The 25,114-nt window shown below is 55.7% G+C and carries 18 protein-coding genes; 10 read left to right on the forward strand and 8 right to left on the reverse strand.

From position 1 onward, the window contains the following. Positions 1-99 precede the first annotated feature (99 nt). The 5 genes from KK078_RS04415 to KK078_RS04435 all read left to right on the forward strand — a co-directional run bounded on the left by KK078_RS04415 (position 100) and on the right by KK078_RS04435 (position 6,330). Positions 100-1,749: a UxaA family hydrolase gene (locus tag KK078_RS04415; RefSeq protein ID WP_254089038.1), complete on the forward strand. Its 1,650-nt coding sequence runs from the start codon at positions 100-102 to the stop codon at positions 1,747-1,749. 197 nt (positions 1,750-1,946) lie between these two features. Next, positions 1,947-3,395, forward strand: coding sequence for a hypothetical protein (locus KK078_RS04420; RefSeq protein ID WP_254089039.1), 1,449 nt, complete (start codon positions 1,947-1,949; stop codon positions 3,393-3,395). A 30-nt stretch (positions 3,396-3,425) separates the two neighbouring features. Further along, a complete protein-coding gene (locus tag KK078_RS04425; RefSeq protein ID WP_254089040.1) occupies positions 3,426-4,508 on the forward strand; it encodes a sensor histidine kinase in 1,083 nt (360 codons plus the stop codon). Beyond that, a complete protein-coding gene (locus tag KK078_RS04430) occupies positions 4,505-5,560 on the forward strand; it encodes a histidine kinase (RefSeq protein ID WP_254089041.1) in 1,056 nt (351 codons plus the stop codon). The genes KK078_RS04425 and KK078_RS04430 overlap by 4 nt, the downstream gene beginning before the upstream one ends. Further along, positions 5,557-6,330 carry a LytR/AlgR family response regulator transcription factor gene (locus tag KK078_RS04435; RefSeq protein WP_254089042.1) on the forward strand — a complete coding sequence of 258 codons (774 nt, stop codon included), beginning with the start codon at positions 5,557-5,559 and terminating at the stop codon, positions 6,328-6,330. The genes KK078_RS04430 and KK078_RS04435 overlap by 4 nt, the downstream gene beginning before the upstream one ends. A 256-nt stretch (positions 6,331-6,586) precedes the next feature. Here the strand turns inward: KK078_RS04435 and KK078_RS04440 are convergent, their stop codons facing one another. From KK078_RS04440 to KK078_RS04475, 8 genes are all read right to left on the reverse strand, one after another. Further along, a complete protein-coding gene (locus KK078_RS04440; protein ID WP_254089043.1) occupies positions 6,587-6,922 on the reverse strand; it encodes a cupin domain-containing protein in 336 nt (111 codons plus the stop codon). 24 nt (positions 6,923-6,946) lie between these two features. Continuing rightward, positions 6,947-7,933, reverse strand: a complete 987-nt coding sequence (locus tag KK078_RS04445; protein ID WP_254089044.1) for a pectinesterase family protein — start codon at positions 7,931-7,933, stop codon at positions 6,947-6,949. A 3-nt stretch (positions 7,934-7,936) separates the two neighbouring features. Next, positions 7,937-9,550 carry a glycoside hydrolase family 43 protein gene (locus tag KK078_RS04450; RefSeq protein ID WP_254089045.1) on the reverse strand — a complete coding sequence of 538 codons (1,614 nt, stop codon included), beginning with the start codon at positions 9,548-9,550 and terminating at the stop codon, positions 7,937-7,939. Positions 9,551-9,564: 14 nt separating this feature from the next. After that, positions 9,565-10,812 carry a DUF4861 domain-containing protein gene (locus KK078_RS04455; protein WP_254089046.1) on the reverse strand — a complete coding sequence of 416 codons (1,248 nt, stop codon included), beginning with the start codon at positions 10,810-10,812 and terminating at the stop codon, positions 9,565-9,567. A 1-nt stretch (position 10,813) separates the two neighbouring features. After that, positions 10,814-12,019 (reverse strand): glycoside hydrolase family 88/105 protein, encoded by a 1,206-nt coding sequence (locus KK078_RS04460; RefSeq protein ID WP_254089047.1) that lies wholly within the window; start codon positions 12,017-12,019, stop codon positions 10,814-10,816. Positions 12,020-12,049: 30 nt separating this feature from the next. After that, complete coding sequence (locus tag KK078_RS04465) at positions 12,050-14,383, reverse strand: glycosyl hydrolase family 28 protein (RefSeq protein WP_254089048.1); 2,334 nt, start codon at positions 14,381-14,383, stop codon at positions 12,050-12,052. 86 nt (positions 14,384-14,469) lie between these two features. Continuing rightward, a complete protein-coding gene (locus tag KK078_RS04470; RefSeq protein ID WP_254089049.1) occupies positions 14,470-16,146 on the reverse strand; it encodes a RagB/SusD family nutrient uptake outer membrane protein in 1,677 nt (558 codons plus the stop codon). Beyond that, entirely contained in the window at positions 16,146-19,262 is a 3,117-nt protein-coding gene (locus tag KK078_RS04475) for a SusC/RagA family TonB-linked outer membrane protein (RefSeq protein ID WP_254089050.1), read from the reverse strand. Before KK078_RS04475 ends, KK078_RS04470 begins: the two co-directional genes overlap by 1 nt. A gap of 309 nt (positions 19,263-19,571) precedes the next feature. Between KK078_RS04475 and kduI the strand changes: the two genes are divergently transcribed. From kduI to KK078_RS04500, 5 genes are read left to right on the forward strand one after another with little or no spacing between them, the layout of a single operon-like run. Next, the gene (kduI, locus tag KK078_RS04480; RefSeq protein WP_254089051.1) at positions 19,572-20,402 is read left to right on the forward strand and encodes a 5-dehydro-4-deoxy-D-glucuronate isomerase; all 831 of its coding nucleotides are present in this window, start codon (positions 19,572-19,574) and stop codon (positions 20,400-20,402) included. Beyond that, the gene (locus tag KK078_RS04485; RefSeq protein ID WP_254089052.1) at positions 20,399-21,187 is read left to right on the forward strand and encodes a gluconate 5-dehydrogenase; all 789 of its coding nucleotides are present in this window, start codon (positions 20,399-20,401) and stop codon (positions 21,185-21,187) included. The genes kduI and KK078_RS04485 overlap by 4 nt, the downstream gene beginning before the upstream one ends. 26 nt (positions 21,188-21,213) lie before the next feature. Further along, positions 21,214-22,239, forward strand: coding sequence for a LacI family DNA-binding transcriptional regulator (locus tag KK078_RS04490; RefSeq protein ID WP_254089053.1), 1,026 nt, complete (start codon positions 21,214-21,216; stop codon positions 22,237-22,239). Between the two features lie 35 nt (positions 22,240-22,274). Further along, positions 22,275-23,678, forward strand: coding sequence for a glucuronate isomerase (gene uxaC / locus KK078_RS04495; protein WP_254089054.1), 1,404 nt, complete (start codon positions 22,275-22,277; stop codon positions 23,676-23,678). 11 nt (positions 23,679-23,689) lie between these two features. Further along, the gene (locus tag KK078_RS04500) at positions 23,690-25,084 is read left to right on the forward strand and encodes a tagaturonate reductase (protein WP_254089055.1); all 1,395 of its coding nucleotides are present in this window, start codon (positions 23,690-23,692) and stop codon (positions 25,082-25,084) included. The last annotated feature ends 30 nt before the right edge of the window (positions 25,085-25,114 follow it).

Genomic DNA, 25,114 nt, shown 5'->3' on the forward strand with positions numbered 1-25,114 from the left:
GGATTTGTCGTTATTTGTAATGCGCAACATTAAATTTTGTTGTTATTGAAAAGTATGTAAATTGCGCAATCGATTGCGCAAGATACGTGAATAATTAATATGTCAAACAGATTTCTGAAAATTCATCCCGCCGACAATGTTTATGTGGCGTTGACAGACCTGAAGGCCGGTGAAACACTTACGGTAGACGGCGGCAGGCCGCTGACACTCGTAGACGATGTTCCTGCCAAACACAAATTTACCGAGACGGCCCTGCAGCCCGATGACGAAGTGCTGATGTACGGCACGCTCGTAGGCAAGGCGGTGCAGCCCATTCGCCAGGGTGGCGTGATCGGCACGCATAACCTCAAACACAAAGCCGCCCCCTACTCGGGTCGCACCAAGGCGTATAGCTGGGCGCCACCCGACGTATCGGCCTTTAAAGACAAAACATTTATGGGCTACCACCGCGCCGATGGGCAGGTGGGCACCGCCAATTACTGGCTTATCGTGCCGCTGGTGTTTTGTGAGAACCGGAACGTGGAAGTGGTTACAGAAGCATTTACGACCGAGCTGGGCTTTGGCAAACCGGAAGCCTATAAGGACTATGTTCACGAGCTTGTGCAGGCATACCGCAACGGTGGTACCGCCACGCTCGACACCGTGCCGTTCCAACCGGCGGGCGCGGCGACAGACAACCGCCTTTTCAAAAATATTGACGGTGTAAAATTCCTCACGCACCAGGGCGGCTGTGGCGGCACGAGGCAGGATGCACAAACCCTGTGCAAGCTCCTCGCAGGCTATATTCACCATCCGAACGTGGCCGGCGCTACCGTGCTGAGCCTCGGGTGTCAGAACGCCGAGATCAAAACATTGCAAGAGCGTTTGAAAGAGCTGGACCCGAAGGGTGCCAAACCGGTATTCATCCTCGACCAGCAACAAAGCGGAACCGAGCAAGAGCTGTTGACACAAGCCATTCGCCAGACCTTTGCGGCACTGGTGGAAGCCAATAAGATCGAGCGCAAGCCTGCTCCTCTCAGCAAGCTGGTGGTAGGCCTGAAGTGCGGTGGATCTGATGGATTCTCGGGGATCTCTGCTAACCCGGCCATCGGTCATACATCCGACCTGCTGGTGACGCTGGGCGGCAGCACGATCCTGTCCGAGTTTCCCGAGCTGTGCGGTGTGGAGCAAGAGCTCATCAACCGCTGCGAAGAAGATTCTGCCGGCGAGCTGTTCATTAAACTGATGCGTACGTACTCCAACGCTGCCGAAGCCGTGGGCTCGGGCTTTGATATGAACCCCTCTCCGGGCAACATCAAAGACGGTTTGATCACGGACGCGATCAAATCGGCAGGAGCGGCCAAGAAAGGCGGCACCGCGCCGGTAGCCGATGTGTTGCAATACGCCGAGTATATCAAAAAGCCCGGCCTCAACCTGCTGTGTACGCCTGGTAACGACGTAGAAAGCACCACCGGCACAACCGGCTCGGGCGCACAGATCATTCTGTTTACCACCGGCCTGGGCACGCCTACGGGCAACCCCGTATCGCAGGTCGTAAAGCTCTCGACCAACACCAAGCTGGCCGAGCGCATGCCCGACATCATCGACTTCAACACCGGTTCGATTATATCAGGCGAAAAAACCATCGACCAGGTCGGCGAGGAGATTCTCGACTTCATCATCGAAGTGGCCAGCGGCCGCGTTACCGCCAAATCGGTAGCCCTCGGCCAGGACGACTTCATCCCCTGGAAACGGGGTGTTTCGCTGTAACCTCCTGCCCTAGTATCTGGCGCCGGTCTTCGCCCGTTTCGGGTGGCGACCGGTGCCCGGTATGATGGCTGTCTCCCGACCGCCGTGAAGCTACAGTTCACTACACCCGTTCAACACTTCACGACACATCTCTTTAATAGCCTGAATCTTCTTACCATCCTTGTACCGTTAATCACGGCATAAACTCATTCAGGCATATGAAAACGCGCATCCTGTTGTCATCCTTTATCCTGGCGGTGCTCATTCCGCTGCTGCACCCGGTATCCGGTCAGACCGTATCTGCCAATACCAAAACACAAACCTCTGTCCACATCGACAACGATCGTTACCGCTGGTCGCAGAAAACCAACGGCAGCGAGTTCAACGTGGAGCTGCGCGGCCGCGTGGAAGTGACCGACGACGATCGCGATATCAAGTCGCTGTCAGACGGCGGCTACCTCGAGATCAGCAAGACCGTCTTTGGCAGCAAGCGCTCGGTGGTGATCGAATCGCAGGGCGGCGGCAAGCTGAAACGTTCCTATTACGAGGGCCGCACGCTGGCGTCGTGGGAGGATGGCGGCAAAGCCTGGCTGGCAGACATTCTGCCCACCGTGGTACGCACCACGGGAATCTCCGCCGAGGCCCGCGTGGAGCGCTTCTTCCGGAAGGGCGGCGCAACGGCCGTGCTAAACGAAATCAACCGGTTGGAGGGCGACGGTGTGCGGGCGCAATATGCGGCGCTGCTCATGAAGCAGCCGGTGCCGGTGGCGGAATATGCCGGCATCATCCGCTCCGTTAGCAGCAAGATCGACTCCGATCATTATAAGGCCGAGTTCCTCCGCAACAACATCGGCAAATTCATTCAGACGAAGGAAGCTTCGGCGGCGGTATTCAGCGCCACGTTGCAGATCGAATCAGACCACTACCGTGCCGGGGTGATCAAAGAGGCGCTGCGGGGCGATAACGTTACACAAGAAAATATTACCACCGCATTGCAAGCCGCATCCGAGATCGAGTCGGACCATTATATTACCGAAGTGCTGACAGCGCTCTTACAAAAACCTAACCTGAGCGACGTCGCCATGGAAAAGCTGATCGAAACGACGACGGCCATCGAGTCCGATCACTACAAAACGGAAATTCTCAAACGTGCGCTGAACAAGCCCAACCTGTCGAAGCGTTCGTACGAAAACCTGATCGAGTCGACACGCCACGTGGAGTCGGATCACTACCTGTCGGAGATCATCAAGGAAATGCTGTCGAAGAAGCTGACACCGGAGGTCATCGCCAGCACGGCGCAGATCCTGGGGTCGATCGAGTCGGATCACTACCGGTCGGAAGTGTTGGGTCGGTTGTTAAAACAGGAGTCGCTGAACGACGATCTGCTGGCCACGACACTAGACCTCTGCAAGGCGATGGATAGCGACCACTACAAATCACAGGTACTGCAACAGGCCGTGGCCGAAGTCAAAACCGACGGGCAGCTGGCCTCGGTGTTGCAGGTGGTGCATAGCATGGACTCCGATCACTATAAGACCGAGGTCATGACACGTGCCGCCAACCGGGTGAAGGCCGGTGGTACGCCGCTGAAAGATACCTATCGCGAGGTGGCGCGTTCGATCTCGTCGGAGACCTACTACGGACGGGTTTTACGGGCGCTCGATTGATTTGACCACGCGATTTCGTAATTTACCCCTATGCGCCATCCGCTCCGCCGATTTACCTGGATCATCCTGCTGGCCGTTGTGTTTTTCTTCATGCTCTTCGTGTACCTGCACGTGAGCGAGACGGGAACGTTTCCCGACCTGCAGCGCAGCGGCTCCGGTATACTTTTCAGCATCCTGACCGGAAGTATACTGGCCGTGACCCTATACTTCGCCAACAGCGCGCTGGACCGGTGGATCCCCTGGCGCACGTACTTCACCTCGCGGCTGCTGGTCGGCTATGGCACCGATGTGCTGCTGGCGCTGGGCGTGACCGTTGCTGCCGGTGCGGCATTCCTTTCGGTGGCCGGTGGCAATGTGCTGTGGCCGGGCTTCTCGGCGCGCGATGCGGATCTGTACTGGAAGCTGACGATCCTCTACCTGGCCGCGTTGTTCATGTACAATGTCATCTACGCGCTGCTCTTTTCGTACCAGCACTACACGGTCACGCAGATCGAAAAGCTGCAACGGGAGCGCCGCCAGCTGGAGCTGCAGTTCGAGGCGCTCAAAAGCCAGATCAGCCCGCACTACCTTTTTAACAGCCTGAACACCATCTCGTCGTTGTTGTATAAAGACCTACCGTCGGCCGAACAATTTATCCGCCGCCTGGCGCAGACATACCAGTTTATCCTGACGACGCGCAGCAAACCGTATGTATCGTTGCAAGAAGAGATCAGCTTTGTCGAGTCGTATTATTACCTGCTCCGTATCCGCTTTCAGCAACAGCTGCACGTGGAGATCAACCTGCCGCCCAACATCATGAACAGCAAGATCCCCCCGCTCACCCTGCAGATGCTGATCGAGAACGCGGTGAAGCATAATCCCATGCATACCGACAAGAAGCTGTTCATTTACATTACCGCGCAAGACAACACCCGGCTGAAAGTCATCAACACCAAAACCGGCACAGCCAACGGTGTTACGTCGTTCCAGATCGGCCTGGACAATATCCAAAAGCGCTACCGTTTCTTTACCGACAAGAAGATCGAGATCCGTGACGATGAGAAATTCACCGTATCGCTTCCGCTCATACTCTTTCCGCCCAAGCTGAAACCTCAACTGAACGGCCACGCATGAAACGGTATTTTATTCATCACCCCGTCTTCCGCATCCTGGCGCCCGCTTTTTATGGCGCGTTGGTCTACTTGTTGGTCCTGATGATCAACGACACCGTGGCCCAGATCAACGACCTGTTCAACAGCCAGGAGCTGTACCTGTGCATCGGGCTTACGTACCTGGCCTTTGAATCGTGTCGCTTAGTGATCGTGCTGCAGCATCGCTTTCAACGCGATAAACGTACCGCGCGGCTGATCATGACGCAGGCGCTGGCTACGCTGATCTTGTCCACAGGCCTTGTCATGGTCGGACTGCACTTGTATTTTCAATACGTGATCGGCTTTGGCATGACGAACGAGCAGTTCGCGGTCTTCTTTTCCATCTTTGCCGTAACGGCGGCGCTATACAACCTGCTTTACATCAGCGACTATTATCTCCACCAGGAAAATACGCTCAAGCTACAAGCAGAAATGCAAAACAAAGCAACCCTGGAAGTAGAGATGCAGGAGTTCCAGCACGACATCAATCCGGAGCTTTTGTACGAGAGCCTCGAAAGCCTGATCGGCATTATGTACCGCGACGTAGAGAAGGCGGAAGCATACATCGACTCGCTGGCCACCGCCTACCGGTATGTGCTGACGAACCGGCACCACGAGCTGATCGCGGCAGAAACTGAAATTGACGCGGCACGAAACCTGGTGCGGCTGTTGAATGAGCGGTACTTCGGCCAGCTCACACTCGAAGTAACCGACGACGAAGGCCTGACAGACGCGATGCTGATACCCGGGTCGCTGCCCATCCTGGTAGAGTACATCGTGCGCAACACGATCGTGACGCGTTTCGAGCCGTTGTCCATTACCTGCTACACAGAAGACAACTACCTGGTGCTACAAAGCAAGCTGAACGACCGGTTGATACCGTACGCAGACAGCGAGGTGGCTTTCATGCGGTTACAACGCTCGTACTCGCTCTACAGCGACCTGCCGCTGATCAAGGTAAAGGCGTACCAGGAAAATTATATTAAATTACCGCTGCTTCGTGTAGAGGAAGCTACCCCTTTGGAGGCCCTATGAAAGTTGCAATCATTGAAGATGAACTGCCGGCGGCGGAGAAACTGGAACGCTATCTCGCGAAGTACGATCCATCTATCGTCGTAACGGCCCGGCTGGATTCGGTGGCTGCAGCCGTACCGTGGCTGCAACAGCACCAGGATGAGGTCGACCTGATCTTTGTGGACATTCAACTGATCGACGGCCTGAGCTTCCAGATCTTTCAAGCCGTGCAGGTGCGCAAACCGGTGATCTTTACGACCGCCTATAACGAATTTGCACTCGATGCCTTTAAGGTGAACAGCATCGACTACCTGCTGAAGCCCGTGACGTTTACAGACCTGGCTGCCAGCTTAAAGAAAATGGAATCCCTGCGGCAACAGCTGCAATTTCCGGCCGTGCAGGCACAACGCATCAGCCAGGTGGCGACGGCATCGCCGGGCACGATACACAAGCGCCGGTTTATGGTGAAGGTCGGCGAGCATATCCGCTCCATTACCGCCGACCAGATCAGCCTACTCTACGCCGACGGCCGCGACGTATACCTGGTTACCGGGCAGAACAAAAAGTTCATCATCGACTATACGCTGGAAGCGCTGGAAGACATGCTCGACCCCCAGGTATTCTTCCGGATCAACCGCACCTATATCATCAACATCAACGCGATCAAAGACGTGCTGATCTATTCCAACAGCCGACTAAAGATCACCATGATCCAGGAATTCGACAAAGAGATCATCGTCAGCCGCGAGAAAGTGGGCGATTTCAAGACCTGGTTTGACGGCGCCCAGTAGACAGTGGAGTGTGAATTGTGAGCGCGAACACACCTCAGCTGGCATAAGTGCGCCGCACAAGGAGTGCAGTTGCCGCAAGCGTCAACAACATTCCAGTCGGAGTTGAAGCATAGATAAAGCAGCGCCTATAGAGCTGCTTCAACTGTGCCGCAACCCTGCCGTAACAGTGCCACATCTCTGCTGCAACCCCGACGTTGCCCCGGGATTGCTGGGCGCCAGGAATCCTCCTATGGGCTAGCATGCACCGTACCCTCCTTTAAAGAAAATCGGCACGCAACGGCGTAAAGCTATCAATCAACCGCACATGCTTCGTCAATACCTGAATAGTATGCGGCTTGTTTGACGGAACGCAAAACATGTCGCCGGCCTTCAAGTATGCATCCGGCTCGCCTTCACAAAAGAATATAATTTCACCGGCGGCGACATACGTCGTCTGTTCATGTACATGACTATGCGGCGGGTCGGGCGCCGCCCACGGGCCGTTGTTAAAGTCGATGACGACCGTCATCAATTGTTGTTCGTGAATGAGGTAACGGGTTACTCCCTCCTTTACCTGCGCTACCGCGGCCTTGTCAGCATGAATGACGGGCATAAATATCGTGTATTAAATTCTGCCTCAAGGTACGCTTATCTTCCAATCTCCTAAAATCGCTTCGACCGTGTAGGCAGCCGCTTCGGCGGCCGTGAGCACATGCGCCCACGGTGCGCGTGTATTGCTATCGGCCCCCGGACCGGTAGATGCGTACTCGGCATAATAAGCGGTCTTCTCGGCATCAGGCTTATCCCAATTGTGCCAGCCTTCCTTCTTAACCTGTTTGTCGAGATAACAACGGATAAAAACCGTCTTGGCCCAGGGGCGCCAGGGCCGGCCCAGGTAGAACGATCCTTCGGGCGCGTCGCCCGTAATCTTGCAGTCGAGGAAAACAAAGCCGTGCGCGGTGGTTTCCAGCGTAGATGCTGCGGTGACATAGCCACCGGGCTTTTTGCAAAAGATCGTACAATGATCAAAGACAGCGGTGGACCAGCCAAAGATAAAATCGACCGTGCCTTCGATATAGCAGTCTTTGTAATATTGCCGGCTTTTCTCTCCGAAGGGATAGAGCGTATCCTGATGGCCAAGGAAACGGCAATGCTGAAACATCACGCGATCGCCGGCTATCCGCATGGCTACCGCCTGCCCTACCGGCCCGGCGCTGTTTTCGAAGGTGATGTTCTCGGCATGGAAGTCGTCGGCAAATACAAAGAAGGAGGATGAACCGGTTGTGCCCATTTCTTCGCCGAAGCGATTTTTCTTCGAAGCATAGTCGTCGTAGGTCACGACGGTCCTGGTCACGCCTTCGCCTGTAAGGCGGACGTTGGTTTTGGACGTTGCCAGCGTGAGCTTCTCTTTATAGACTCCCTTTCGGAGCAGGATCCGTGTTTGTTTCTTGCGGAAATCAGGCACGGCGTTGAAGGCATCCTGAAGCGTGCGAAAATCGCCGGAACCATCCTGCGCTACTATAAAATCATAGGACACTGTTTCCGGTGCCAGTGTGGACTGCGCACGGACGTGCAGCGTGAATATCGCCAGCACGATCGTCCAGGTTATACGACGATTCTTCATGTGTCAGGGCTTTACGGGCGTGACAGTGAACCAATCGAAATCTGCGTAACCGGCGTCGTTCGTCTTACCGGTGCGGGTACAGAAGATCCCGGTCTTGGCGCCAATCCAGCGGCCGGGCTCGGCCTGAAACATTTCGCCGGCGGGTGTATAGGTTGTGCCGTCGGTACTATAGCTGAATTGACAACGGGCTTCTTTGGTAACGGTCACGCGCAGATATACTGTGCTGTCTTTCATTTTTGCTATTGACCTCTCCGTATCCGGCTTGCCGCCGGGAGCGTCCGCGCAACGCGCGTGTACCAGGTGTACTCCTTCCGGGGTATTGCGTAGCGCGAGCATGGCATAGGCCTGTCCGTAAACGATCAGGCCGGCGGCCTCGCCGGGTAGCGTTGAGTGTGGATAAAAAGCGAGCTTGGTGGTGACCGTAAATTCTTCCGCGGGGAATTTCTGTAACAGGATGTTGGGTATATCCCAATAGTTCTTCGCGTCGACGGGTATCGGCGCCGCATAAAGGCGCAGTACGCCTTTTGCGGGATACAAGAACGACCACATGGCCGCAGGGTTTGCTTGCCATTGCCATTGCAGGCCCAGGATGCCACTGTTGAAGTCGTCGCTTTCAGGCGGTGCTGCGATAGATGCCTTAGTCTTTCCGATGTTGGGCTTTTTATGGGTTGCCACAGGTTCTCCCTTGCCATCGCCGTCTTGATCCATCCCGATGACGGGCCAGTCGCCGCGCCACTGCATGGGCTGCAGGTGTACAATGCGGCCGTAGGCGCCCTTATCCTGGAAGTGCAGAAACCAGTCTTCGCCGGTGGGTGTGTTGACCCACGCTCCCTGGTGCGGGCCATTGATCGCGGTAGTGCCCTGGTCCATCACCACACGACGCTCATAGGGACCGTAGATGTTGCGCGACCGCAACACCAACTGCCAGCCGGTAGAGACTCCGCCGGCGGGTGCGAAGATATAATAGTAGCCGTTACGCTTGTACAGCTTCGGGCCTTCGATGGTAGGATCTATGCCGTGGCCGTCATATATCAATGTACCGGCGTCGAGCGTGCGGGTGCCCTCGGGGTTGAGGCGTTTTATCGCGAGTACGCTTTTTATACCGGCGCGGCTCCCGGCGTAGGCATAGACCAAATATACTTTCCCGTTGTCATCCCACAAGGGACAGGGGTCGATCAGTCCTTTGCCGGCTTCTACCAGCACAGGTTCGCTCCAGGGACCGGTAATCTGCGGGGCAGTAGTGACGTATATGCCAAAGTCCGGGTCGGGATAATAAATGTAGAACAGGCCACCGTGGTGCCGAATGGCAGGCGCCCATACACCGTTGCCGTGCTGTGTTTTGGCAAAGTGATCGTAGGGCGGCTGACGCGGCAACGCATGGCCCACGAGCGACCAGTTGACCAGGTCCCTGGAATGCAGCAGCGGCAACCCGGGAACGGCGTCGAAGCTGGAGGCGGTCATGTAGTAGTCGTCGCCGACGCGGATGGCGTCAGGGTCGGAGTAGTCCGCATGTAGTATGGGGTTGCGGTACGTGCCGTTGTTCTGGTCGGAGGTGTAGACCTGGGCCATTGTGGTGATGCTGGCCCCAACGATCTTGCAGATCAGTATAAATCTCATATCGATCATTTGTCTCACTTCACCACCTCGACCTTCACCGGCACTGCCAACGCTGCAGCAACACCGTCCAGATAAGCATAGAATTGCTGCTCCGTCCCGATTCCGCCCGGCTCCCCTACCCAGGCCGCCAGGAAATAATACTCCACCAGCTTGTCTGCCGGTGTTAGCTGCACAAGGTGACTATAGGCATCCGCCGTAAAGCCCGTTCCTTCTCTGGGCTTGAAGAATACGGCAAGCCCGAGGTTATCATCATTCAAACTCTGTTTACCAAATGTCGCCAGATACCCCCAATGTTTGTCATCTCCATTCTTCGTCACCAGCGGGGCCGCTTTATCTTTTACAATGCCGGTACAAAAATGCTCCGGCTTCTGCGAGAACATCAACCGCAGATGACTTATCCGCGTACCCGCATGGATAGACAGTTCCGACTGCACGTCGTACTTCTTGCCCTCCACCTGCCAACCTGCATAGTGCGTTTCAATAGCCGAGTACACCACACCATTTTCCGAGATCCGGCAACGTACGCTATCCGTCTTTTCAATCCGTACAGCCTGCCCATTCGAAAGTATCGCCGGCGACCCGAGCCCCACGGCCTTGCCGACCTTCATCACGTCCATGCCCCACGGCTGCATGTGATGATAGGATTCGAAGCCGTCGAGGCCGATTTGCTGGAGTACCATGTCGGTGGTCTTTTTGCCGAATACGTCTGTGGCGTTGCGTTGATCCAGGTAAAAACGATAGCCGACCTTGTCCGACTCCCAGCCGGGCCCTTCATAACGGATGAACCACGAGTGGTCCTTATGCTCCGGCGGCACATGCAGGGATGTGACGGGTTGGAATCTTCCGCCCATATACTCCCGGCCTTGCCAGGCACCCTCTACTTTATGGGATAGCTCCGCTTGCGTGCGCTTAGGATAGTTGCGCGCGATAGCAGCGGTGGGATGGAACCGGATGGTCAGCGTGCGGGCAACGGAGGGCGCGAGTGTATCGAGAACGAAAGCCACCCCGGCATCAGCGCCACCATGGTTATACTGACTCGGAATTTCGGTCGTGCCGTCCAGGACGGCAAACGCCCTGGGATTGAACTGGGGAATTGACTTTTTTAGTTGCGCAGTTGTAACTAACACCAGGGCATCGGCCCGGCCCGTGGGGCCGGCGTTCGTCACCTTTATGGTGAATGCCTGGGGGAAGTTTTTTTTCAGGTCCTGGGCACTTAGTGCCGATGTTGTCAGGACCGTCAGCAGTATAAATAATTTTTTCATCTTATGGCGTCATGCGTTCCAATTCGATTGAAGCTTGTATAAACGGTCCCACGCCCTTCAAATCATCGACGCGCAAGGGCTCACCGATATAATACGCAAACGAGCCGTCTCTATAGGGACTACCGCCAAGGCCCGCGCCACTGCACGTTTTTGTAAGGTGGATCAGACCATCAGCGTCCTTCTCAATAAAGTTCTTCAACAGTCCGTCATACCCCTTCCGTGCCACAGCGTTGAAGCGTTTGTCGAGGTAACCCAGGCGTGTGCCTTTGGCGATGGCATAGACAAACATGCAACTCGCCGAGGCCTCCCGGTAGTTCCCGGCAACGGTGGGTTTATCGATGATCTGATACCATACCCCGCTCTCGTCCTGATATTTTTCCAACGCGGTCGATAGACGTTGAAGAATGGCGATCACGTCTTTCCGTTTAGGATGGTTGGCTGGCAGGTAGTCGAGCATGTCGACGAGGGCCATCATGTACCAGCCCATGGCGCGGCCCCAGAACTCGGGAGACTGGCCAGTGGTAGGATTGGCCCAGCGCTGTTTTTTGCTCTCGTCCCAGGCGTGGTATAGCAGACCCGTCCGGGCGTCGCGGGCGTGCGCCTCCATCCAGATGAATTGATTGGCGACGTCGTCGAAATCCCTGTCGCGTTTGAATACTTTCGTGTATTCGGCATAGAATGGGCCGCCCATGTACAGGCCGTCGAGCCACATCTGGTAAGGATACCGGTGCTTGTGCCAGAAGCCGCCTTCTTTCGTGCGGGGCTGCCACTGCAGTTGTTCGCGCAGCTGGTCTACGGCCTTTTTGTATTTTTCTTCGTGGGTTTCCTGGTAGAGCGTCAATAGAATGCGGCCGGGGGTGATATGGTCGATATTGTACTCCACCAGGTCGTACGTGCGAATGGTCCCGTCGGCACGGACGAACGCATCCATCATCTTTTTCATGTATTGGAAATATACTTTGTCGCCGGTGTAACGCCACAGGTCGTCAAAGCCTTTTAAGGTCACACCCTGCTCGTAGTTCCAGTTGGCGGGACGGCGGGGTTTCGTGTTGGCTGTTTCCTTGCCGTGCGTAACATATGGTTTTACCGTGAGCGTGTCGGGATGGGTGGCCATGATCGTGGCAGCCATGCGTTGCCCCCAACCCTTCTCCTGTGCCTTGCAGCAAATACTTACCAAACAAATACCGGCAATCCAGGTTGCACGCATAAGGTTCCCTCTTTTTATCATATCGTTCGCTTATTTCCGTCGCACGGCTTTTGCCGATACACCGTTGGTTAATACTATATCTTTTTTTGTGCCCGCGCCGTTGGCGCCGACCAGCTGTATGCCTTTGGAGCGGCTGCCGCTTACTTGTACAAACACATCGTTGTTTCCCGTACGCACATTTTCCAGCACCAGGTCCTGGCTGTCGTGTACTTCTACCACGCTCTCGCTGGTGCATTGCAACGTGGCGTTGCGCAGCGCGACGTGGCTACCCTCTGTGCAGACAAAGCCGGTCTTGCTCCGAATGGCAATATCGCTCAGCGAGATGTTCTGTATATTCATCTCGGGCAGGCCGCGCACAAAGATGGCCGTTTCGGCGCCTTTACAGACGACGTTGCGTATATGAAAGTCGCGGAACTGCGGCGTCGCTTCCGTGACGGGTTCAAAGGCTATAGACGGCTTTTCATCGCCGGCAAACATCGCCAGCGGGTCTTTCGCCATGTAGTACATGTCAAACAAAATGGCCGCGCCGCCGATGCCGCTCATGCGAATGTTGTCGACATAGATCTTTTCTACGACACCGCCTCGTCCGCGCGTTGTCTTGAAACGCAGGCCTACATCGGTCCCCAGAAAGTTGCAGTCGGACACAAAGATGTTACGGGCACCGCCGCTCATTTCGCTACCAATGACAAAACCTCCGTGACCGTGAAAGACGGTGCAGCGTTGTACGATCACATCCTCCGTCGGCACGCCGCGCTTGCGGCCTTCCTCATCGCGACCGGACTTGATACAGATACCGTCATCGCCAACGTCAAAGGTACACTGGTCTACCAGCACGTTCCGGCACGACTCGATGTCTACACCGTCGCCGTTCTGGGCATTCCAGGGGTTACGTACGGTCAGGCTGCGCAACGTGAGGTGTTGCGTAAGCAACGGGTGCAGACACCACGCAGGTGAGTTCTGGAATGTAACGCCTTCCAGTAGCACGCGCTTGCTCCGCACGATGCTGAGCAGGTTCGGCCGGAGAAATTCTCTGATCTCTTCGGCCTTCGCGATATCATATCCCTCGGCTATTACACCGGGACGTTTCACCAGCGAGCCCTTCAACGCCCGCGCGGTAGGATACCAGGTATTGCCCGCTTCGTTTAACACGCCACCGGATTTTACCAGGTGCTCCCATTCGGGTGGCGTAAGCTTGCTTTTCTTTACCGGGCGCCACGCATCGCCCGCACCGTCGATCACGCCGCCACCGGTGATGGCAATGTTCTCTACATCGGCTGCAGACAGCGGCGATTGTGCGCGTATGGCTTCCAGGCCCTCCCAGTTGGTCTTTACCATGGGATATTCTTCTGTACGATCGGTAAATTGGAGTACGGCACCGGTTGAAACATGCAGGTTCACATTGCTTTTTAATGCCACGGGGCCGGTCAGCCACAAGCCGCGCGGTATAAACACCGTGCCGCCGCCCGCCGCATGACACGCCTCCACAGCGCGGCGTATAGCGTCGGTGTTGGAAGTAAGGCCATCGCCTTTGCCTCCATACTGCTCGATATTGAACGTGTCCTTTCGGAAAGCCACCTCCATGACCTTGGGCAGCTCGTATACATATTTGTTACCCACCGGCAGCTGTTTCAATTCTTTCGACAGATCGAGGTTTAATTCACGCAGGCCGGCGGCCACCAGCGATGCCATGCAGGCCGCTCCGTAGCGGGTAAAGTGTGTGTTGTCTTCTTTGCCCTCGGGATAATGTTCCCACACACGAGGCGGCAGATTCAGGAATAGGAGGCGTGAGCCTTCCACGCCATGCTGTACGATCACTTCACGACTTTTTGTGTGCAGGTCCAGCACCGGCACGCGCAGAGCCTTGCCCACTTCTTTTACCACGGCAGGGTAATCGCCATGTTGGTCTACGAAGTTGCCTTGCTCGTCAAACTTCCGGCGCATCACCGGTGTGATCAGCAGCGGGCTCGCGCCTTTGCTGCGGATCTCGGCAATGTAGCGTTCCAGATTCTTTCGGTAATCCGTGCGCGCCGGCGCATAGCGGCTGGTGTCGGACTCTTTGGAGTCGTTGTGACCGAACTGTATAAACACCCAGTCGCCCGGACGCAGCTTCTCATACACGGTACGCCAATGCCCCAACGTGCGAAAGCTCCTGGTACTGCGCCCATTCACCGCATGATTCTCAACCTGCAGCCGGATGTAGTCGGGAAAGATCATGCCCCATCCGGTCTCCGGCGCTACCGACGCGGACTTGTTGGCCATGGTGGAATCGCCGATCAGGAAAATGCGGGGAGCATCTTCTTTTATCGTGAATGAACAGCACACGATCAGGGCTGTCAATACTTTTATTACTACAGTGTTTCTCATCTCACTTCATCATTGCAAAAGACCCCACCGGACACCCATGGCGCCCGGCGGGAATCTTTCATAACCCAAATACTACATGCTGGCCACTAATAGCCAGGATTTTGCTCGTACCCTTCATTTTGATTCAGGTCGAGTGCTTTCTGCGGGATCGGGCGCAGCAGTTTCAGCTGGCCGTCGACGCCCTCAAACGGATTGATATTGTTGCCAAAGTACTTCCGTTTAATGTCGCGGTTATAGAGTTCGGTGCGTTCGACAAGCTTGCCGGTGCGCCGCAGATCCATCCAGCGGTCGTACTCACCCAGCAGCTCGCGGGCACGCTCGTCCAGGATGAAGTCGAGATCGACATCGGCCTCCGTCACTTGCATCTCGGCCACCTTGCCGGGTTTGGCCGCACGGCGCCTCACTTCATTGATGCGCAAGGTCGCGGTGGCTGCATCGCCGGCTTGCAGGTACGCCTCGGCTGCGATCAGGTAAGTCTCCGCCAGACGCGCCAGGTATATATCGCGGGTGCTGCTGCCGCCCAGCGAAAAAGTTGACGTAGGGTCGTCGAATTTGCGCACGGCCGGCGCGCTGTAGTCGATGCCCACGCCCGAAGTACCCATCCAAATATCGCCAAAAGGAATGATACGTGTCTTGGCGCGGCGGGCCGGATCGGCGGCACGCCAGGCGGCCGTGTCGGCCTCCCACGACTGCGGATAGTAGTAGGATATATTCATATTGGCCCGGTCCGCTTTCGATTTGTCATAGAAATCATAATACCGGCTGTAAACCACGTTCATGAATGTCCCCTCCCAGCGTGCATCGTTTTCCGTAAACAAGCTGTGGACATAGGTAGTAGGCATTAATTGGAAGGCCCGATAAGGATAGCCGTTCTTGGCTCCTTCTCCGCCCATATACGGCCCAAACCAATAGTTCTGATTGCTGCCGTCGTTGGCGGCATCTTTAATCGAGCTCTTATCGAATTGAATAGAGAAAAGTACTTCCGCATTTTTCTCCTTGCCCGGCCAGAAAAGATCCTCGAATGAAATCGTCAGCGTTTTGCCGTTGATGGCCTGGTCGGCATAGGCCGCAGCCTTTGCATAGTCGTCATCCGCCGCAAAGGTTTCATAGCCGCGGGTGAGGTGTACCTTGGCCAGGTAGTGCAATACAGCCGCCTTGGTAATGCGGCCAAAGGATGTTGTCGTTTCCGGCACAAGCGCCAATGCCTCCGTGAGATCCTGCAAAATAAAGTCATATACTTCCGCCGCCGGGTTACGCGTAAAGTCATACGCCGGCTCGTCGTACATCTCGGTGACGATGCTCACCCCGCCGAATTGCTGCACCAGCAGGAAGTAATAATACGCCCGCAGGAATTTTACCTCACCGAGGCGATTGTCGCGAGTGGCAGTCTTTTCCGTGCGGTCATAATAATACACGGCGGTATTACACCGGCCGATGGCTTTGTAGCATGCCCCAAAAAAGGTCTCGACCTGCGTGTCGTTGGACGACAGGTTCCGGTATTCGCTGATACCTTCCGGCTGCGCGTTGCGCCCTTCTACAAATTCATCTGTCCCCGCCAGGAACAGCCAGGGAAACTCATATACTTCCCGCAAGGACGCATACGTGCTGCTTACCAGGGCCTCGTAACCGTTGGCGGTTTTATAGAAGTCGGCATCGGAAATGTTCGAAGGGTTTTCTTCGTCGAGGTAGTCATTGCAGTTCGCCAGGCCTGCGACCAGCAGCGCGGCCATTCCTATATTTTTAATCGTTGCTTTCATCGTCATCAGAATTTGAGGTTGACACCAAATTGATAGGTTACAGAGCTGATCCCACCGTTCGCATACGTGGCATCGGCCCACTCCGGATCAAATCCGTCGTAGTCGGTGAACACAAACGGGTTCAGCACGTTGGCATAGACGCGCAAGCTGGAAATGCGCGCGCGTTCCAGCATCGCCGTGGGTACGGTATAGCCCAGGGTGATGTTCTTTACTTTTACAAAGCTTGCGTCGCGGTAGAAACCAACGTTCTCCGTATTCCAGTATTTACCCGAATTCTTGGGCTGTGGATACTCGTTTGACACCCGCGTGGCCGTTACGTTGTTTTCCTGCATATACCAATCCACATCCAGCTTGGCACGGCCCCGGTCTTCGAAGTTCAGGAACTCCTGGTGAAAAGGGCTCAGTACCTGCACGCCCTGGCGGGTGTACAACGACGCCGACAGATCAAAAGCTTTATACGCAATGGTGGTCGAGAAACCACCCGTCCAGCTCGGCATGGCCGTGCCCAGGATACGGCGGTCGGCGGGTGTGATCTTGTTGTCGTCGCCATAGTCCTTCACGCGGGCCTGGCCGGGGGTCTGTCCATATTGCTTTGCCGCTTCCACCTGGTCGGCCTGCCAGATGCCGTCGAACACATAGTTATAGTTCACGTTGATGGGCTGACCGATAAACCATTTGTTGGCGATGTCGTCTACCTTGCCGCCGATGAGCTCGACGATCTCGTTGGTATTCCTGGCGAAGTTGAACGTGGTCGTCCAGGTGAGGGCATCCGTGCTGACGTTGACAGTGGTCAGGGCTACTTCCACCCCCTTGTTGCGTACCTTACCGATGTTATCGCGTACGGTAGGGCCTGTGGGCTTGGACGGATCATTCGGGTCAAAGTATCCGCCGGTTTCGAATGGAATAGACTTGGCAAGGATCACGTCTTTGGTCAACTTGTTATAGTAGTCCACCGTACCGGTTACACGACCGCTAAACAACGAAAAATCCACGCCCGCATCCACTTCCTGCGTCCGCTCCCAGCCCAGTGAGCGACTCACGATACCCGTGCGCGGGTAACCCGCCAGCGGCGTACCACCGAAATCGTAATAGAGTGGAGTCACGGATATATAGGTATCATACGGTCTTACGTTCTGGTTGTTACCCGTCAGGCCGTAGCTCACGCGCAGCTTCAGCGCGTCCACCGGCCGGATACCCGACATAAAGCTCTCTTCGTTGATCTTCCACGCGACCGCCGCCGAAGGGAACGACGCCCATTTGTGTCCCTCTGCCAGTACCGAAGCGCCGTCCCAACGATTCGATACCGTGAACAGGTATTTGTCGCGCCATGCGTAGTTCAACCGCACGGCGTAAGACATCAGCGTCCACTTCTTAAAGTCTGAGTCAGAGCGTTGGTTGGTAGGGTCCGCCGTGGCGAGGTTTTCAAAGCCCGAGTTATAGGGCAATTTGGTCGCCGAGGCGAACACAGTCTCGTCGCGGAACATATTGAGTGAGTACAGGCCCATGGCGTTGATGGCATGGTCGCCGATCACCTTGTTATAGGTCACCTGGTTGTCCCATATATACGAGAACGACTCCAGCGTATTGATCTCGGCGTCAGGCAGCGTGGCGACCCGCCCCTCGGAGTTGGTGCCGAAATATTTGCCCGTCTTTTCGTATTTAAACCGGGGCGAGAACGAGGTGCGTACGCTCAGCCAGCGGATGGGTGTATATTCTACGAAGGCATTCGCCAATGCATAATAGGTGCGCGTGTCGTTCGATGCATTTTCCATATCCACCAGCGGGTTTACCGAGCTGGTAAAATCCGTATACGGAAGGTCTTTCCCGGGTTGTACGATCAATGAGTCGGGATAATCGGTAAAGTAAGGCTTCAGCAGCGGCGACATGCGGAAGGCGTTGACCATGGCATTGCTGCTGCCGGCTTCGCGTTCGGCAATAGATAGGTTTACACTCCCGCCGGCGGCCCAGCGATCGTTCAACGTCTGGCTGACGTTCGCTTTCAGATTGTAGCGCTTGTAGTTGTCGTGCACAATGTTGCCTTCTTCTTCCTGGTAGCCCATGCCCAGCGTATAGCCGAGTTTGTTCTCGCCCATGCCGGATATGCCGATCCAGTGATTCATCTGGCGACCCGTGCGGATCAGGAGGCTTGGCCAGTCGGTGTAATCTTTCTCCGCTACACGCCGGTTGATCTCGTCTTTGTTGGTGGCGTTGTTACCGGCATTGCTGTCGTAGGCTTGTTTGGCCTGTATAAAGCCGGTGATGTACGAGTCCTGGCGGAAGTTCCAGAACTTATCGCCGTCCATGAAGTCGGGCATGCGCACAGCATCGCGCACACCGTAATAACCATCGTAAGAGATCACGGCCTTTTGTTTGACCGAGGCCCCACGCTTGGTGGTGACGATCACCACCCCGTAGGCACCCCGCGATCCGTAGATGGCCGTGGACGAGGCATCTTTCAGGATGTCGATGCGCTCAATGTCTTGCGGATTGAGAAAGTCGATGTTCTCGGTGATCATGCCGTCAACGACATACAGCGGCTGACCACCGCTGAGCGATTGCTGCCCCCGGATCTGCACTTTGAAATTCGCGCCGGGACGGCCCGAGGGATTTGAAATGTCTACGCCGGCTACCTGGCCCTGCACAGCCTCGACCGTACCGAGCGATCCGCGGCGTACGATCTGCTCTGGGTCTACAGCTGCAACGGATCCCGTCAGGTCGGTTTTCTTGACCGTGCCATACCCCACAACGACGACCTCCGACAGCTGTGTCAGGTCTGACTGCAGGTTTACGGACACTGTTGTCTGTGTGCCCACGGTGATCTCCTGCGGTGCATAACCAATAAAGGAGAAGATGAGGACCGCATTTTGGTTGGGGACTTGCAGGCGATAGCTGCCGCTTACATCGGTGGTGGTACCCGTCGTGGTACCTTTAATGATGACCGACACACCGGGCAGCGGTGCGCCGTCTTCTGTCGATGTAACAATACCGCTGACAGTAACGTCTTGCGCATGGGCCTGGTGGACAAGCGTCACCACCAGCATAAACGAGCAGAGAGCAGCCCGGCACAAGCTCCTGGCGGAGCCCCCTGCAGCCGGGGCGGAAGAGTGTAAAATGTGCATCATAGGGTTTGGGTTGTTTGATTGAGTATACTTGCTAAAACATGTCCTTTTTAAAGGTTTTTGAGGCCTTTAAGTCGATTGTGCAATCGTTCGTATTGCGCAATCGATTGCATTTTAGAAAGGATTTTTAACTCCACCAAAGAATATTTCAAATATTTTCTGGATGGATTTTATTTTAAGGAAATTTCACAGCATTAACGGTATTCTATATGGATTGGGACCGATTCCAATAAAATCCTGAAAAAAGTACCCACAGCGGCATTTCACTTTATCCCTTTTTTTTGCTTTATATTGCGCAACCGATTACACATTATGTTGCACACGTCCCGATACGCCCATCACCCCTCCGCCTACAAGACCTTTACCACGGCCCAGCTTCGCGAGGCCTTTTTGGTAGAGCAAGTATTTGTACCCGGTGAGATCTCTTTGGTTTATTCGCATTACGACCGCCTCATCGTGGGCGGTGCCGCGCCTGCATCGCAGCCGCTGTCCCTCACGCCCATCGACGACCTGAAAGCAGACTTCTTTCTGCAGCGTCGTGAGCTGGGCATCATCAACGTCGGCGGTGCCGGCGATGTGCTGGTGGATGGTCAATCCTATACGCTCCAAAACAAAGAAGCGCTCTATGTAGGGCGCGGTATAAAAGAAGTTACATTCCTGCCCGGCGCCGGCAAGCCGCTGTTCTACCTCAACTCGGCGCCGGCGCATGCCGCATACCCGGTACGCAAGGTATCGCTCGCGGACGCCGAGACGGTAGAGATCGGTTCGATCGAAACGTCCAACCACCGCATCATCCGCAAGCTGCTGGTGAACAGCGTGCTCGAAACGTGCCAGCTGCAAATGGGCCTGACGGAGCTGCAGAAGGGTAGCGTCTGGAATACGATGCCGCCCCATACACACGCCCGCCGCATGGAAGCCTATTTTTATTTCGACGTGCCCGAGGGGCAGACCGTGTGTCACTTCCTGGGCGAGCCGCAGGAGACCCGGCATATCTGGATGCAAAATCATCAAGCCGTGTTCTCACCGCCGTGGTCGATCCACAGCGGTGCCGGCACGAGCAATTATACCTTCATCTGGGGGATGGCCGGCGAAAACCTGGACTATAGCGATATGGATGGCGTCAAACCCCCTGAACTGCGATGAGCGCGCTCTTCGATCTTACCGGCAAACGTGCCCTGATCACCGGTGGCACCCACGGACTCGGCATGGCCATGGCCAAAGGCCTGGGGCAAGCCGGCGCACACCTGCTCATCAACGGCCACTCGCCCGGCAAAATGGAGCAGGCCCTGGCGGAATATACCCGCGAGGGCATCCAGGCCTCCGGCTTTTTGTTTGATGTTACCGACGACAAGGCCGTACAGGCGGCCGTTGCGCGCATCGAAGCGGAAGTAGGCAGCATCGATATCCTCGTGAACAATGCCGGCATCATTAAGCGCACACCTATCCTGGAAATGGAAGTCGAAGATTTTAAACAGGTCATCGATGTAGACCTCGTCGGGCCTTTTATCGTTTCCAAGCATGTGGGCAGATACATGGTGCAGCGCCAGGCAGGCAAGATCATCAACATCTGTTCGATGATGAGCGAGCTGGGCCGCAATACCGTCACGGCCTATGCCGCCGCCAAGGGCGGTCTGAAGATGCTGACCAAAAACATGGCCACGGAATGGGCCCGGTATAATATACAGGTGAACGGCATTGGACCGGGCTACTTTGCCACCGAGCAGACGGCACCGATACGCGTGGGGGGCCATCCCTTTAACGAGTTTATTCTCAATCGTACGCCCGCCGGCCGCTGGGGCGATCCCGACGACCTCCGCGGCACCGCGGTATTTCTGGCTTCTGCCGCCAGCGACTTCGTCAATGGGCAGATTATTTACGTCGATGGTGGTATATTAGCAACCATCGGCAAGCCGGCCAACGAGCCGTAAGAACGTGTAAGCATGAAGCGTCAACCATGAAGAAGGAAAAAGCGACCATACACGATATTGCCCGGAAACTGAACATCACAGCCTCCACAGTATCACGTGCCCTGAAAGACCACCCGCGCATCAGTGCCGAAACGAAGAAGGCTGTTCAGAAAACGGCACAGAAGCTCAATTACCAGCCGAATCACATCGCGGCCGCCCTTCGCAATGGCAAGAGTAAGATCATCGGCATCATCGTACCGACGGCAGACCGGAGCTTCTTCTCCTCCGTCGTGCGCGGCATCGAAGAGATCGCCAATGGCTCGCAGTACAATGTCATGATCTGCCAGACGTACGATAACTACGAAAAGGAAGTCGCCACCGTCGAGGCCCTGCTCAACGCCCGTGTGGACGGCGTCATTGCCTCGCACGGTAAGGAAACGCAGAACTTCGATCACTTCCTGAAAGTAAAAGAACGCGGCATCCCGCTGATCCTCTTCGACCGTTCCAACGACGAGCTGGAGGTGAGCAGCGTGGTGATCGACGACTTCCTGGGCGCTTACAAAGCCACCGAGCATTTGATCCAGCAAGGCTGCCGCCGTATCGCACATTTTACCAATACGCGCAAGATCAGCATCTTCAAAGAGCGTCTGCGCGGCTACCGTGAAGCGTTGCTCGACAACGGCCTGCCGTATGACGAATCGCTCGTGATCGAAAGCAATTTACAACTGGAAGACGGCCGCAACAGTGCCGAGCAACTGCTCAAGCTGCGCGAGCGGCCCGATGGTATATTTTCCGCCAGCGCGCTGGGCATAGTAGGTGCACTGCAGGTGTTAAAAGAGAACAACATTGCCGTGCCCGACCAGGTGGCCCTGGTGGGCTTCAGTAATGAGACCTATACTTCCTTTACCGACCCCTCGCTCAGCACCGTAGAGCAGCACAGTATGCGCATCGGCAACGCCGCCGCCGAGATCTTCCTCGAAGAGGTCAACGCCGACCAGAAAAAATTCATCCCCCAAAAAATCGTCCTCAAGCCGGAGCTCATCATCCGGCAGTCTTCCCTGCGGAAGAAATAATCCCCAGTATCATCACCCGGACAACCCATCGCGCTATGAAGCATTTCCTGACCGAAGACTTTCTGCTTACAAACGATTTCGCTCAAACGTTATACCACCGGTACGCCAAAGATCTCCCCATCATCGACTACCACTGTCACCTGTCGCCACAGGACATCGCCGGCGACCGCCGGTTTGAGAACCTCACCAAAGTGTGGCTGGAAGGTGATCACTACAAGTGGCGCGCGATGCGCACGCTGGGCATCGACGAAAAATACATCACCGGCAACGGCTCCGACGAAGATAAGTTCAGGCAGTGGGCTACGACCGTTCCCTATACCATGCGCAACCCGCTGTACCACTGGACGCACCTGGAGCTGAAACGCTACTTCGGCGTCGACCAGCTCCTCACGCCCGAGTCGGCAGATGCCATTTACCAGCAGTGCTCCGACCAGCTGCGTCAGGATGAGTATACCACCCGCGGCTTGCTGACGCGAATGAAAGTCGAAGTTGTCTGCACCACCGACGACCCCGCCGATACGCTGGAATATCATCAGCAGATCAAACGCAGCGGGTTTAACATGACGATCCTGCCGACATTCCGCCCCGACAAAGCGTATGCCGTGGAAAACCCGGTAACGTATAACGCCTATCTCGAAAAGCTATCGGCTGCCGCCGGCGTAACGATCAACAGCTTCAAGTCCCTGATCACGGCGCTGGAAAATCGCATCGAGTTCTTCCATAGCCTGGGGTGCAAGCTTTCCGACCACGGGTTGGAGCAGCTTTACTTTCCCGAAGACAAACAGACCTTCTCGGCAGAAACGATCTTCGCCAAACTGCTGAAGAAAGAAGTGCTGACAAAAGCAGAGGTTCAGTATATCAAATACGCCACACTGGTAGAATTAGGCCGTCGCTATCACCAGAAGGGCTGGACACAGCAATTCCACCTCGGCGCGCTGCGCAACACCAACGAGCGGATGCTGCGCCTGCTCGGCCCCGACACGGGCTTCGACTCGATCGGCGACTTTACACAAGCCGTGGCGCTGTCCCGGTTCCTGAACGAGCTCGACAGTTCCAACCAGTTGGCCAGGACCATTCTCTACAACCTCAATCCCGGCGACAACGAAGTGATGGGTACCATGATCGGTAACTTCAACGACGGCTCTGTCAGGGGCAAGATCCAGTTCGGCTCTGCCTGGTGGTTCCTGGACCAGAAAGATGGTATGGAGAAACAGATCAACGCATTGTCCAACATGGGCCTGCTCAGTTGCTTCATCGGCATGCTGACGGACTCGCGCAGCTTCCTCTCCTTCCCGCGCCACGAATACTTCCGCCGCATTTTGTGCAACCTGATCGGCCGCGATGTGGCCAACGGCGAGCTACCCGCCGACGAAAAATGGCTGGGTAAGATCGTGTCGGATATCTGCTACCACAACGCAAAAAATTACTTCAACTTCTAACCAGTTGGTTCATGCCTCAGCTCAATCGCCACACGGCCGACCGGCCACAGACGCTCCCGGTAAAAGTACTTCAGTTCGGCGAAGGTAATTTTCTCCGCGCCTTTGTCGACTGGATCATCGACATCATGAATGAAAAGACGGACTTCTATGGCGCCGTCAACGTTATACAACCCATTGGCCGGGGCATGGCCGCACAGCTCAGCGAGCAGGGTGGCTTATATCATGTCGTGCTAAACGGCTTACAGCAAGGCCGCACCGTTTCAGAAACGCGGCTTATCACCTGTGTGGCGGATGCATTTAACCCGTATGATGATTATCAACGCTTTCTGGAAAGCGCACGCAACCCCGACCTGCGGTTCATAGTTTCAAACACCACGGAGGCCGGTATTGCCTTCCATGCCCCCGACGCGGACCCTGATACACTCGCCGAGAGCTTCCCGGGTAAGGTGACGCAGTTGTTATACCATCGCTTCCAGACGTTTCACGACGATGCTGAAAAGGGCCTGATCCTGATCCCGTGCGAGCTGATCGAAAAGAACGGAGACAAGCTGCGCGAGACGGTGTTGCAGTATGCAGACCACTGGAAGTTGCCGGCCGCTTTCAAACAATGGATCCAAACAGCCAATACGTTCTGCAACAGTCTCGTGGACCGTATCGTGCCGGGCTTCCCGAAAGATACCATCCACGAAATTCAACAAGCCGTTGGTTATACCGACAACCTGGTGGTCACCGCCGAACCCTTTCACCTCTGGGTGATCGAGGCCCCGACATCCGTACAACAGGCTTTCCCCGCAGATCAGGCCGGCTTGCAGGTAAAGTTCGTACAAGACCTGACGCCTTACCGCACCCGCAAGGTGCGCATCCTTAACGGTGCGCATACAGCCCTGGTGCCGGTAGCATACCTCCGCGGCTTGCGCACCGTGCGCGAGGCCGTAGAAGACCGTTATAGCGGCACGTTTCTGCGTGAAGCGATCTACGAAGAGATCATCCCCACACTCGACCTGCCCGCCAGCGAGCTGGAGCAATTTGCCGCCGATGTACTGGAGCGTTTTCAAAACCCGTTCATTCGCCACGAGCTGAGCAGCATAGCATTGAACTCGATCTCCAAATATAGAGTACGGGTGTTACCGTCGGTGCTGGAGTATCACAAACGCACGGGTGCACTACCCGAGAAGCTTTTGCACGCGCTGGCAGCCCTCATCCTGTTCTACAAAGGCACCTACCAGGGCGAAACATTACCGGTCAACGACACGCCGGAGATCCTGGAGTTCTTCGCACGTGTGTGGAAGACCAGCGATGCAGACTACGCCGTGCGCGAAACGCTGGCGAACAAAGCCTTCTGGGATCAGGACCTGACCCTGGTGCCCGAATTGCTGGCGCGCGTGACGCATTATATCCATGCCTAGGAGACCACCGGCAGCCCGGTGGTCTCCTAG

The organism is Dawidia soli, assembly GCF_018598185.1.
GTDB lineage: Bacteria > Bacteroidota > Bacteroidia > Cytophagales > Cyclobacteriaceae > Ohtaekwangia > Ohtaekwangia soli.